Raw genomic sequence first — 13,651 nt, 5'->3', positions numbered from 1 at the left:
GAGAAGTTATTGTGTTTTGTATTGAATAATTTTTAGTGTAATTCCTTTTTTTCAAAAGGAGTAAGTTTTTTCCAATCGAACACCACACCTACACCTGGAGTATGGGGGGCAATAGCTCTATGGTTTTTAACCACTAAAGGTCTTATGGTATATTCATCAATAGGAAAACTATGCACTTCTAACCAACCTGCATTTTCTTGTGAAGAAACCAAACTAACGTGAAGTTCTTGCATCCCATGAGAGCATACAGGGATATTATGTTCTTGAGCTAGTTTAGCTACCCTAAGCCATCCGGTAATTCCTCCACAATTGGATGCATCTGGTTGGATAAAGGCTAATTTAGATTGTTCGAAAGCATATTCAAATTCATGAATAGTATGTAGGTTTTCACCCATTGCTAATGGGAAACTTGTTCTGTTGACTATTTCTCCGTATCCCTTATAATTATCTGGTATTATAGGTTCTTCAAACCAGGTAATATTATATTCCCTAAATCTATTGATAGCTTCTATAGCTTTATCAATATTCATAGAATAATTGGCATCCACCATAAAAGTTATATCCGGACCAATGCAGTCTCTTACAGCTTTAATTCGTTCTATATCCTCATCTAGATTGTCTCTTCCTATTTTAATTTTTACAGCATTAAACCCTCTGGATAAATAGGTTTTCATGTTATTTAATAATTTATCTAAGGGAAACATTAAATCGATACCTCCGCAATATGCTTTGCAACTATTATTTGCTCCACCAGCAATTTTCCAAAGAGGTTGATCTAATTCTTTACAGTAAATATCCCAAAGGGCAATATCAATTACAGAAATTGCAAAAGAAGCAATACCACCTCGACCTACATAATGTATATGCCATTCTAGAAAATCATAGATACCTTCTATATCTGATCCATTTTTGCCTAGAAGTACATTTTTAAAATCATGCTCGATCATTGCCTTGATAGCATGACCTCCTTTTCCTCCGGTATAGGTGTAACCTGTACCTTGATTTCCATTTTTTAATGTTATCGTTGCCGTTACCAGCTCAAAATGATAGTGATCACCATGTTTGGCATCTGATAGAACTTCTGGTAGAGGGACTTCGAATAACCGAACATCAATATTTATAATTTCGTTATCCATTTGTGTATGTTATCTTTATTTGTAGTTGAGGTAAAAGGTTTTCTTTTCTAAATATTGCTCAAAACCATATTTACCGTCTTCACCGCCACTGCCGGATAATTTATAGCCGTTATGAAATCCTTGATGTTGTTCGCCGTGGCCTCTGTTTACATATATTTCTCCGTATTCTAATTCTTCATTACATCGCATAATGGTTTTCATATCTTTTGTAAATACCATAGCGGCCAAGCCATATTCACAATCATTTGCATAGTGTATGGCTTCATCAAAGGTTTTAAATTTTAGAACGGGTAGGATAGGACCAAATGATTCTTCATGAACAATAGTCATATTTTGTTTTACATTAGTAAGTATAGTTGGTTCAAACCAATATCCCTTTTCGAATTGAGCTCCTTTAGGTCGTTTACCACCCGTAGCAATAGTGGCTCCTTCTTGTAGACTAACTTCTACCAAATGCTCCATGTGCTTTAATTCTGAAGCATTTACTTTGGGGCCCATATCCGAATCTTCTAACATGGGATCTCCTATTTTAAGAGCTTTTGTAGCTGCAATAAATTTATCCATAAATTTATCATAGATATCTTCGTGTACATACATACGTTCATTACAGGTGCAAACCTGACCACAGTTATCAAAACGCGAATGTAGGGCAGAGGTTACCGCAGCATCAATATCTGCATCTTTGAATACTATGAAAGGAGCTTTTCCTCCAAGTTCTAACTGTACATGAGTTAGGTTTTGAGCTGCGTTTTTGGCAATTTGTTGACCAACAGGAGTAGACCCGGTCATTGTAACCATTTTGGTAATAGGATGTTCTACCAAAGCATTACCCATCGCGCGTCCAGGTCCGGTAACAATATTAATAACTCCATCAGGAATTCCTACTTCTTTGGCAATATATCCTAGCTCTAATGTTGCCAACGGGGTCTCAGAAGTTGGTTTTATTACAATTGTATTGCCAGCAACTAAAGCTGGGCCTAGTTTTCTGGCCGCTAATGCCAATGGGAAATTCCAAGCTGTAATAGCAACGATTACACCTCTTGGTACTTTTTGAATCCATATTTGTTCATCTGCATTGTCTGAAGGTAAAATATCACCTTCGATTCTTCTGGCCCATTCACAAGCATATTGAATAAAAGAAGCAGTAACTTCTACCTCCATACGGGCTACTTTAAGTAATTTTCCTTGTTCTTTTACTAATAGTTCTGCTAAGTACTCTTTTTTTGCTAGTATCTGATCGGCAAATTTATATAGTAATTCGGCTCTTTGTCGAGCCGGAGTTTTTTTCCAGGATTTAAATGCTTTATCAGCCGCTTCAAGGGCATTAATACCTTCTTGCGGAGTTCCATTTTGAATGGTAGCTACAATTTCTTCTGTTGAAGGGTTAATAACATCAATAGTTTCATTAGATGTTGAGGTCACCCATTTTCCATTAATAAATAGTAAATATTCTTTTATAGTGCTCATTTTTATCTTGTATTTCTGATGTTGTTACTTAATTATCTTCCCATCCATCCACCGTCAACCACTGTGATTGAACCATTCATGTAACTTGCCGCTTCTGAGGCTAAAAACACTACGGGACCTGCAAAGTCTTGAGGTTCACCCCATCTGCCAGAAGGAATTCTAGAAAGGATAGAAGAAGCTCTATTGGGGTCATTTCTTAAAGCTTCTGTATTGTCTGTTGCGATATAACCTGGCGCGATTGCATTTACATTTACACCTTTTCCAGCCCATTCATTAGCAAAAGCCATTGTCATTTGACCAATTGCTCCTTTACTAGCGGCATATCCAGGCACAGTGATTCCTCCTTGAAAGGTTAATAAGGATGCCGTAAATATAATTTTACCATTTCCTCTATTGATCATTTCTTTTCCAATTTCTCTGGTAAGAATAAATTGAGCATTTTGATTTACTTCAATTACTTTATCCCAGTATTCATCAGAATGTTCTGCGGCAGGGGCTCTCAATATTGTTCCTGCATTATTAACTAAAATATCGATGACAGGAAAGTCTGATTTGACTTGATTGATGAATTTATACAAAGATTTTCTGTCAGAAAAGTCACATTGATAGGCTTTGAAATTTTTTCCGATTGCAGTTATTTCTTGTTCTATTTCACTTCCTTTTTTTTCTAAACTTGCAGAAACACCAATAATATTTGCACCCGCTTCTGCTAGACCAATAGCCATAGCTTTTCCTATTCCTCTTTTACAACCGGTTACTAGGGCAGTTTTTCCTTTTAGGTTAAATTTATCTAAAACACTCATTAATTTTGTATTGTTGGTTTATGTTTACAATTGGCAATCCATTAATATTTTAAGACCATCAGGTTTTTTATCGATATTTTCAAATACTTCCTGTATTTTGCTAAGGGGTTGTATATCAGTAATTAATTGCTCAAAGGGGAGTTGGTTATCTGTAATTAATTGAATCGATTTTTCGTAGTCTTCTTTTTCATATACTCTCGCTCCGATAAGTTTGAGTTCTTTCCAAAAGAATTTGAATAAATCAATGTTTTTCTTTTCGCCGTGTATTGCTACCATTACGATTCTTCCTCTAATTCCTGCAATTTCTGTCATGACATCAAGTGCGGGTTGCACACCAGCGACTTCAAAAACTACATCGGCTAATCGTCCTTCTGTCTTTTCTTTAACATATTGTATCAGATCTGTATGTGTAGGGTTTATCACATCAAAACCGAGATCTTGAGCTTTACTTATTCTTACAGGATTGATTTCTGATATAATTACGGTTGCACCAGTATTTTTAGCTACCATAGCAACTAGTAATCCAATAGGTCCTCCTCCCAATACAACAGCAGTTTCCTTATGTTTTAATTGACTTAATCTCACATCATGTACAGCCACAGAAAGTGGTTCTATGAGCGCAGCAAGTTTTAAATCTGTAGTAGTTTTTAGTTTGTGAAGTGTAAATGCAGGTACATTCCAATATTGTTGCATAGATCCAGGACTATCGATACCAATAAATTTTAGATCTTCGCAGATATGATTAAATCCTTTATCTGAAGGTTTAACGCCTCTATCATCTAAAGGCCTAACGACAACTTTGTCGCCGACTTTATATGTTGTTACATTGTCTCCTACGGCATCAATGGTGCCTGACATTTCATGACCAATAGTAATCGGAAAATTTACTCTTTTATCCATCATACCATGATAGATATGGACATCAGTTCCGCATACCCCAGAATAAGCGACTTTAATGCGGACATCATCTTTTGCAGGAGCTTCGACTTCTGTTTCAATTACATTGAAGGTTTTATTACCCTCGTATCTAGTTGCTTTCAATGTTATGTATATTAAATTACTTAATTATCTTTTTGTATTGTTTCTTTTTTCTTTCCATTTGGTTTTTTAGCTCCTCTGGCTACATGTGATGATTTTCTATAGGAATCAAAGCGCATAATACTCTGTTCATGCCAGTTGTTGTATACATGAGATAGTCCCCAATCAAAAATCTGAGTTGGATTACCTTTTGGAGCTTCTAGTGTTCTGTTTAGTCCAATTGCGTGAGGCATATTTGCTCCTTTTACAGCACCTTTTATTTCAAAGTTTATTCCATCTGGTGACCATTGTAATGTATTTCTTTCAGGACCATCTGTAGTGATTAGTGAGGCAATACCGCCTTGTGTTGGCCAAACGCAAATTTCATGGCCCGAATTAGATATAGGGTTATACTTTGATTTTATATAAGGACCTTTGGGGGTATCAGCTATCGCAACACCATGACGGATTTGGCGTCCTCCAAATAATATTTCTTCTCCCATTTGTTCTCCTTTGTAATACAAGTAAAATTTACCTTTAAAAGGTACTATGCAGGGGTCATGAACTTTGTGAGAGTCAAAATCTCCTTTTTTTTCGACTAAGAATCTATTTTGTTCAGTTCCTTGCCATATTCCATTATCAGCAGGCTTTAGAATTGGTTCTACACTTTTTGTCCAAGGACCATCGGGTGAATTAGACCAAGCCAGACCTACTTGATTCTTCACTCTTACATTATAAGGTGACTTTACTGTTTGATAGCATAGGTAATACATACCTTCATGCTTCATAATTTCAACGGTAAACACTGATCTGTCATCGTACGATCCTTTTTCTCCACGAGGTACGGCTATTCCTTGTTCTTTCCATGTCCAACCATCCTCTGACGTGGCGTACCAGATATCACATCGATCCCAGGGAAACACTTTATCATTTTCAATATCTCCTCCAAAACCATCTGTTTTACCAATGCTTTTTGAGTACCAGACATAGTATTTTCCATTTTCTTTGATCATAGCCGATGGATCGCGACGTACAATACCTTTTTCATACGCTAAATCTCCTTTTAAGGGTTTCATTGCATTAAAAACCCGATACCAATCATTTTCGACATATTTCCATTGTAATGCTCTTTTTGAAGCAGCACTTAGATAATCTTTATTGGTAATACCAAATCGATCTAATTTTTCTTTAGATAGGTCTAATTTTGGTTCACTTGTTTTTTCTTCGGTATTATTTTTTCTTGTTATTTCTGGTTGCGTTTCCTTTTGTTTATTGCAGGCATTTAATAAGAAAAGAGATAAGCTGTATAAGATAATTTTATAACTTAAGTTCATAAGAAAATTTAGTTTTTGAGTTTTTATTTAATCAATGGTAATATGGATATCATTACTAGATAATTTTTTAGAAACAGCCTTAATTGTTACGTTAGATTTTTGTGTTGTTGATTGTACAAGGAGTAAACATCTTCCTTTGTGGGTTATGATTTCATTTGATTGATAATCTTGGATGTTACTGGCAGATCCGTTATCAACACCTAGAATCTTGGTTTTGCCATCAACAATAAAGCTAATTTTTTCATTGCTGGTTGTAACTGGATTTCCTTTTTTATCAATCAATTGGGCAACTATATGAGCAGTAGTATATCCATCTGCTTTTAATACTGTTTTGTCTGTTGTAAGTTTTATACTGTCGGCCGCATCAGATGTATTAATGGTTTCTATTTGTTGTATTTCTCCATTTTTAGATCCTACAACTTTTAATTCCCCTCGGGTATATGGAACAATCCATTTGTATATTCTATCTTCAAAATTTATGAGTTTTTTAGATCCTAAACTTTCTCCATTAAGACATAATTCGATTTCATCACAGTTAGAATATACCTCTACAATGATTTTGTCTTTTTCAGTATAATTCCAATGATTATTTACATCGTGCCAAACCCACAGAGCTGTTTTCCAGGCATCTTTTGTTTTTTCTTTAGGTTCTCCATCTTTTCCTATTTTGTAAATTGATTTATCAAGTATCTGTGTGGTAGCATAAATATGAGGGTCTTTATTCCATAATGTTTTTATCATATGATAGGAGGGTTTTTCAAAACCTGCTAGATCTAACATTCCGCTAGGAGTTGCTTTTCTAGGCCATTGGTTGTTTGATTCACCCATATAATCGATCCCGGTCCATAAAAATGTTCCAGAAATAAATGGCCGTTCTTCAATGGCTTTCCATTCATGCCATTGCACAAGGTTCTCGGTTCCCATTATGGGCTTATTAGGATAGTTTTTATGGCCATAGTCATATAAAATTCTTCTATAACTATATCCTACTACATCTAATGCATCTGCATAACCAGATAGGTGACTAGCTGAGGGTAAAATACAATTTGCCGTTATATAACGGGTGGTATCTAGTTCTCTAGTCCACGTGGCTAGTTTCTTGGCAGTTTCACCAATGTCATAGGCTCCTTTGGGTAGGGTTTTTAATTTTTCTGTGATTTGTTCTACTGTGTGGGGAGGTTCTTCCCAAAAATAATTACCGTCCCAATTTATATTATTAAAAAAACCTGTAGCGTTAGCGTTTCTTGGGTATGTCCATTCAATTTCATTACCGATACTCCATTGAAAAATAGAAGGATGATTACGGTGTGCTAACATAGTGTTTTTAAGATCTTTCTCTGCCCATTTTTGAAAATGTTGAGTATAACCTCTGGTGATTGAATCTATACTTTTTTCGTTTGTGTTTAATCGTTTATCTTTTGGGTTATCCCATTCGTCAAAAAATTCATCTTGAACTAAGAATCCCATTTCATCACATAAATCTAAAAACTCTTGTGAACCAGGGTTGTGCGCTATTCTTATGGCATTACATCCGGCATCTTTAAGTTTTTGTAATCGTCTACGCCAAATATCTTTGGGTACAGCCGCACCAACAATCCCACCATCATGATGAAGACAGACTCCTTTTATAGGAGTATTGATATCATTTAGGAAAAACCCCTTGTTAGCATCAAATTTTATTTTTCTAATACCAAAAGAAACCTGATTTTTATCTAGAACAATACCTTCTTGAACTAATGTAATAGTAGCCTTATACATTCTTGGTGATGCGATGTCCCATAAATATGGTTTAGATATAGAAAGGGTACTTTCTAGATTGATTTGCTGATGTGCTTTTACATTGTATTTTTTTGAATAATCAGATACAAGTTTAGTGTTATCATCATAAATCTGAATTTGTAGGTCAAAATTTTGTTCTGATTGGTTATTATTTTTTACTAATGTTTTTAAATGTGTCGTAGTGATATCTTTGGAAATACTTGGGGTAGTAATAAAAATACCCCATATTGGAACATGAAGATTATTTTTATGAATAAGTTTTACATTTCTATAAATCCCAGATCCAGTATACCAACGACTATCTACATATCTACTATGATCTACTTTAACTTTAATAGTATTTAGAGAGTCATTATTTCTCAAGGTTTTTGTAATATCAAAAAAGAAAGGAGAATATCCGTATGGATGTGATCCTAGTAATTGATTATTAATATGAACTTCGGTATTGTTGTAAACCCCATCAAATAAAAGATATGTTGTTTTAGAGTTGTCTTTATTTAATAAAAAGTTCTTTTGATATAATCCAATACCTCCTGGTAAATATCCAGTTGCCCCTTCTTTGCTTGCATCAAATGAAAAACTAACGCTCCAATCATGTGGTAATCTAATTTTTTTCCAATCTGGTTTCTCTTTTTTTTCTGATTTTTCTAGAAGCCTAAACTCCCAATTGTAGTTGAAATCATGATTTCCAATTTTTGAATAGTTTTGAGCATTACTTTCCAAGAATAAGAATACTAAAAGTAATGCAAGAACAGGTCTTAATAACATATGTAAATTATAGAATAAATTTTCTTACAAAGATCAATACTAATCGCGTAATCTTGTTTTAACTACAACTAGACATAAACTAGACAATTTAATCTAACTCTTGTAAATAACTAGACAAAAACTCTATTTTTGACATCAAGTATTGTCTTAAGGTAATTTTTTTTTAATAATTTTTGTTAATTTATAAGAAATAGACACTATTCTTCATTGTTTTTGGGTAATACAATAAAGTTTAAGTAAGCCATGTATTGTTAGATATGATTTTTTGGTTTTGTGTTCAAAACATAAAACCATGTAATTGTAGATGATAAAAAGTCAAAAAATATTGTAAGAATCAAATGATGAAGAAATTATTATTGGTATTTAATTTTCTAATTATTCTATTGTTCCAGAATTTTTCATCTGGACAAATACCATATCAGACAAATAAATATTTAGAAGAAGCTCGAAAAAATAAATTTGTGAATTTCGAGAAAGCTGTACATAATTATGAAAAAAGTATAGCATATTTTACATACAAAAAAGATACATTAAACCTTATTAATAGCATTCATGAATTATCTGAATTGTATGGGCATAATCTAAACTATGGTAAATCATATGATGGGTATTGGAAAGCGTTATTTTTAGCAGAAGAAAGTAATGATGAATTTTCTAAATCTAGAGTGTATCAATCCTTAGGTTGGTTATATAGTTTCTATAACCGAAACAAAAAAGCACTAGAGAATTTTGATAAAGCTTTAGATATTAGTAAAAAACTTTACCTAAAAAAAGAGATTGATGAAGGTTATCTTATCAGTGATTATTTTTCCAAAGCAAATTTTTATAGATATAATAGAGATTTTGAAACTGCAAGGAAATATGTGGATAGTTGTTTTATTTATTTTAAATCTAAAAATAATCAAACTCAAAATTATTTTTTAGAATCTGAACGAGGTTTTTTATTAGCTATAGATGGTCAATTTGATACTTCGGAAAAGATTTTAAATGAGTCCTATACCTATTTTAAAGAAAACAACGAATCGTATTTGGTTATTGTACATTACTTTTTTGCACAGTTGTATCAGATCAAAGGAGCACTTAAAAAAAGTAAGTATCATTATCTAAAATCTCTTGAATTATCAAGTAAGTATAATAGCCATATGAATTATCAAATTATAAATCATAAGGAATTATCAACAATATATTATGATTCTAAAGAGTATAAAGACGCTTTTTTCCATATAAATAAAGCCATTGGTTTAGAAAACAAAATATTTGGTATAAATAGTAAAAACAATGAATATTTATTTGAAATTAAGGATAAATATCGCTTACAAAAAACAGAACAAGAACAGATACTAAAAGAACAAAGGTTACTAAAACTAGAGCATAAACAAAAACTATCTAGGTTAAGATCTATTCTATTATTTATAACATTATTTTTCTTAATAATTTTTGGTTTCATGGTGTTCAAAAATTTAAAGAGAAGGCATAAAAGAGAAAAGATTTTATTAAAACAAAAGCAGAAGATTAAACTTAAAGAGAATAAAAAGGCAATTGATTTAAAAAATAAAGAACTTGCAAAATCAGCATTACAGCTTATTGAAAAGGATGAGTTTATTGCAGGTTTAAAAAATGCACTTACAGAAAACAAAGAAGAGTTAAATTCGACTACAATAAATAAAGTAATAAAATCTATTCAATCTGGGGTAGGGAGTAACTGGAAAGAATTTGAAGCCCGATTTATCGATATTAATCAAGATTTTTATAAAAATATAAAACAAGATTTTCCTCCATTAACTCAAACAGATTTAAAGATCTGTGCATTAATAAAGCTTAATTTTTCTAGTAAGGATATGTCTTCACTTTTAGGAATCTCTATAGAAAGTGTACATACTTCTAGATATCGATTGAGAAAAAAATTAAAATTAGACAGAAATGATAATTTGGTAGAATTTGTATCTAAGTATTAAAACATTATTACCTTTTTGTTATAGTAGCATCCAAATTCATTATGGTACTAGCTATTACTGCATTTGCTGCTATTAAAGGTAAATTATCGTCTTTAAGGATTTGAAAATCTCCAGAACTTATCCAACCTTTAGTTTTATTAGTATTTTCTTTGAATTTCTTATATTCTTTCTTTTGAAAAGACATTAAAATTTGTAATTCTTTATCAGAGATAGTTTTTCCGGTTAACTTTATATAGGTGTCTTTTATACCTTCTTCAATACTCGAGAATTTGGTCATATTTTTACCGATTACTTTTGCTGCTTCTAAATAAGTCGGGTCATTAAGTAATACTAAAGCTTGCAATGGGGTATTTGTTTCTTGTCTTCTGGTAGTACAGATATCTCTATTTGCAGCATCAAATGTTCCAATAGTAGGATTTGGAGCTGTTCTTTTCCAAATAGTGTATAAACTTCGTCTGTATAATTTTTTACCAGAATCTTTTTTATACGGTAAGTGTGTCATAATCCATAATCCGTCTGGTTGATAAGGTTTTACACTTTCGCCTCCTATTTCTTTATTTAGTAAACCACTAGCAAGTAATGCATTATCTCTTAGCATTTCTCCTGATAGTCGTTTAGAAGGGCCTCGAGCCAATAATTTATTATAAGGGTCTAGTTCTCTGATTTGATTTGAGGCTTTAGAATCTTGTTGATAGGTATTAGACATGACTATCAACTTATTCAATTTTTTAAGGTCCCATTTGGATTGCATAAATTCATTTGCAAGCCAATCAAGCAATTCGGGATGGGTGGGTAGCGAACCTTGATTTCCAAAATCTTCAGATGTTTCTACGATACCAGCACCAAAGAAATTTTGCCAATACCTATTTACCGCTACTCTTGCTGTTAAAGGATGTTTGGGATTCATAAGCCATTTGGCAAGACCTAATCTGTTTTTGGGTAAATCTTTTGGCATAGAGGGGAGGCTTTCTGGAGTATTTGAAAAGACCTCCTCTCCAGGAGAGTCATACTGGCCTCTTTCTAAAATATATGTTTTACGTAATTTGGGGGTTTCTTTCATAACCATGACTTCTTGAATGTCATTCACACTGTCGGCATACATGGTTCTAAGTTTTTGAAGTGAGGATTTGGTTTCTTTTGTAGACTTAGATTTAGATGATAAATAGTATTTTTTTAGGTTGTTAAATTCTTCTTTCGAAAGTTCATTATTGGATTTGCTTAGAATCGAACTTAGAGATTCTTTATCTGCTATTTTTAAGATTTCGATTTGGGTTAATTCTTTATCAAAAATAAAGAGGTCATCTAGTATAGCTTTGGCTATACCTTTTCCTCTCCATCTTGCTCCTAATTGTAGACCAGGTTCTATAGGTTTAGAATAGATGTAGTCTTCAAAATTATGAAATACAATGTCTTTATATAGGTTATCTATCTTTATTTTTGACTCCATTTCCTTACCATTTAGATAGACTTTAAGACCACTAGCTTTGCTAGAGCCATCATATGTAAGAGTGAGTTGTATCCATTGATCTCTAGGCACTTTCTCTTTTGTTAGTTCTACGATAGCATTATCTGGCCATACATGGGCCAAAAGTAGTTCCAGAGTATTGTCTTCTTTTATAGCAAGATGATATCCTCTATAGCTATGCAGACGTGTGCCTTGTCCTTTATGAAAGATGACTCCTTCTTTAAGGTCTCTAGGGATGAAAATACGTAATCCAATACTAAAAGCTTCGCTTCGCTGAAAAATTCCTATTTTATCTAAATCAAGCCACGAATCCCCATCAAATTGTAGACCTCTACCAGAATAACCTTCTTTTAGAATAACGTTTTGATTGGTTGTGAATTGGGTTTTTATAATACCCTTTTGTTGATGATTTAGTTTATTTGAGATGTTTTCGTTTTCAAAGTCAAAATATGCTAAAAGATGCTTTCTGTCTTTAAATGAATCAATTTTGTACTTCTCTTCTGAGATCCATTTTTTTACATGATCTAATTCATTAGTTTTTACATTTTCAAGTTCTTTTTCTTGTTCTTGAATCAAACTGTCAATGTATGCAGCCATTTTTTCTTCATCCTGAGTAGGCAGAAGTAGTGTTGGTACAGGTGTTGACCAATCCCAAGGGATTTGACCAGATTCGTTTACCTGATTAAAAAAACTATATAACTCAAAATAATTTTTTTGCGAGATAGGATCATATTTATGATCATGGCATTTGGCACAAGCTACAGTTAACCCCATAATTCCTTGACCTACTACGTTTGTTCTATCTGCTACATATTCGGACCTAAATTCTTCATCAATAATACCCCCTTCTAAATTTTGAGGATGTAAACGATTAAAACCAGTGGCCAATATTTGTTCTTTTGTAGGATTCTCCAATAAATCACCAGCCAATTGCCAAGTAACAAATTGATCATACGGCATATTCTGATTAAAAGATTTTATCACCCAATCTCTCCAGGGGCTCATATCTCGATATCGATCTACAAAATACCCATGAGTATCCGCATATCTGGCTAAATCTAACCAATCTATTGCCATTTTTTCTCCGTAATGTGGTGATGCTAACAATCGATCTACTTGTTTTTCATAAGCATTTTGAGAAGTATCATTTGTAAATGCTAAGATTTCTTTCTTGGTTGGTGGTAAACCTGTGAGATCTAAAGATACCCGTCGAAGTAATAATTCTTTTGTTGATTTTTTTGCAGGGGTAATATTTTGTTGTTCTAATTTTTTAAGAATAAAATTATCGATAGGATTTGTAGGATTGTATTTTTTATCTATTTGCGGAATTTTAGGTTCAACAACAGGAATAAAAGCCCAATGATCCTTATACTCGGCCCCTTGATCTATCCATTTTATTAGTATTGCTTTTTCGTTGGCAGTTAAAGTAAGATAAGAACCTGGTGTAGGCATAATTAAATTAGGGTCTTGTGACAAAATTCTATGAAAAACCTCGGATTTTTTTAAATTTCCAGGATCTATTGCAAATTTACCTGGTGATTCTGGTAGCTCTAAGAAAGCGGTTTCTGGAGTATGTAATTGTAGTCCAGCAGAAACCTTTGCTTTATCTGGTCCATGACAAATAAAACATTTATCAGATAGAATAGGTTTTACGTGAATATTGTAATCTATGTTTTTTGGTAAACTCTTGTATGATATTTCTACTTCTTCTGGTAAAGAAGGATGACAACCTATATGTATTAAAATTAAGCAGGATATAAGAAGAAATCTTATTTTCATAATTAATTGCTTTTCGATAATATTTTGATCTCAAAATTAAGATATCGAATAGCTCAATATGGTTTTTCTAACTAGACAAAAACTGTACAATAACCGTTAGAAAACTAAATGAAGTTAGGTTGTTTCTTGTTTTTTATATAATTTTTGG

At 32.8% G+C, this 13,651-nt stretch carries 8 protein-coding genes; 1 reads left to right on the top strand and 7 read right to left on the bottom strand.

Annotation, left to right across the window (positions count from 1 at the left end):
- Nucleotides 1-32: 32 nt before the first annotated feature.
- Genes AWE51_RS12695 through AWE51_RS12670 form a run of 6 tightly spaced genes read right to left on the bottom strand, consistent with a single transcriptional unit; the run spans nucleotide 33 to nucleotide 8,304 of the window.
- On the bottom strand, nucleotides 33-1,136 hold the full coding sequence (locus tag AWE51_RS12695) for a mandelate racemase/muconate lactonizing enzyme family protein (RefSeq protein WP_066314015.1): 1,104 nt from the start codon (nucleotides 1,134-1,136) through the stop codon (nucleotides 33-35).
- Nucleotides 1,137-1,151: 15 nt separating this feature from the next.
- Nucleotides 1,152-2,603, bottom strand: coding sequence for an aldehyde dehydrogenase (gene aldA / locus AWE51_RS12690; protein WP_066314013.1), 1,452 nt, complete (start codon nucleotides 2,601-2,603; stop codon nucleotides 1,152-1,154).
- A gap of 32 nt (nucleotides 2,604-2,635) precedes the next feature.
- Nucleotides 2,636-3,406, bottom strand: a complete 771-nt coding sequence (locus AWE51_RS12685; RefSeq protein ID WP_066314011.1) for an SDR family NAD(P)-dependent oxidoreductase — start codon at nucleotides 3,404-3,406, stop codon at nucleotides 2,636-2,638.
- Nucleotides 3,407-3,430: 24 nt separating this feature from the next.
- Nucleotides 3,431-4,447, bottom strand: coding sequence for a zinc-dependent alcohol dehydrogenase (locus AWE51_RS12680; RefSeq protein ID WP_066314009.1), 1,017 nt, complete (start codon nucleotides 4,445-4,447; stop codon nucleotides 3,431-3,433).
- Between the two features lie 20 nt (nucleotides 4,448-4,467).
- On the bottom strand, nucleotides 4,468-5,757 hold the full coding sequence (locus AWE51_RS12675; RefSeq protein ID WP_082832423.1) for a glycoside hydrolase family 117 protein: 1,290 nt from the start codon (nucleotides 5,755-5,757) through the stop codon (nucleotides 4,468-4,470).
- 27 nt (nucleotides 5,758-5,784) lie between these two features.
- A complete protein-coding gene (locus tag AWE51_RS12670) occupies nucleotides 5,785-8,304 on the bottom strand; it encodes a glycoside hydrolase family 2 TIM barrel-domain containing protein (RefSeq protein ID WP_066314008.1) in 2,520 nt (839 codons plus the stop codon).
- A gap of 338 nt (nucleotides 8,305-8,642) precedes the next feature.
- Here AWE51_RS12670 and AWE51_RS12665 point away from each other — a divergent pair, with 338 nt between their 5' ends.
- The gene (locus AWE51_RS12665) at nucleotides 8,643-10,259 is read left to right on the top strand and encodes a helix-turn-helix domain-containing protein (protein WP_066314007.1); all 1,617 of its coding nucleotides are present in this window, start codon (nucleotides 8,643-8,645) and stop codon (nucleotides 10,257-10,259) included.
- 7 nt (nucleotides 10,260-10,266) lie between these two features.
- Here AWE51_RS12665 and AWE51_RS12660 read toward each other — a convergent pair whose 3' ends face one another.
- Nucleotides 10,267-13,503, bottom strand: a complete 3,237-nt coding sequence (locus AWE51_RS12660) for a DUF1553 domain-containing protein (RefSeq protein ID WP_066314006.1) — start codon at nucleotides 13,501-13,503, stop codon at nucleotides 10,267-10,269.
- Nucleotides 13,504-13,651: the final 148 nt, after the last annotated feature.

Source organism: Aquimarina aggregata (assembly GCF_001632745.1).
Classification (GTDB): domain Bacteria; phylum Bacteroidota; class Bacteroidia; order Flavobacteriales; family Flavobacteriaceae; genus Aquimarina; species Aquimarina aggregata.
The sequence above is the reverse complement of the archived record's forward strand: the minus strand, read 5'-3'. Positions and strand labels throughout refer to the sequence as shown.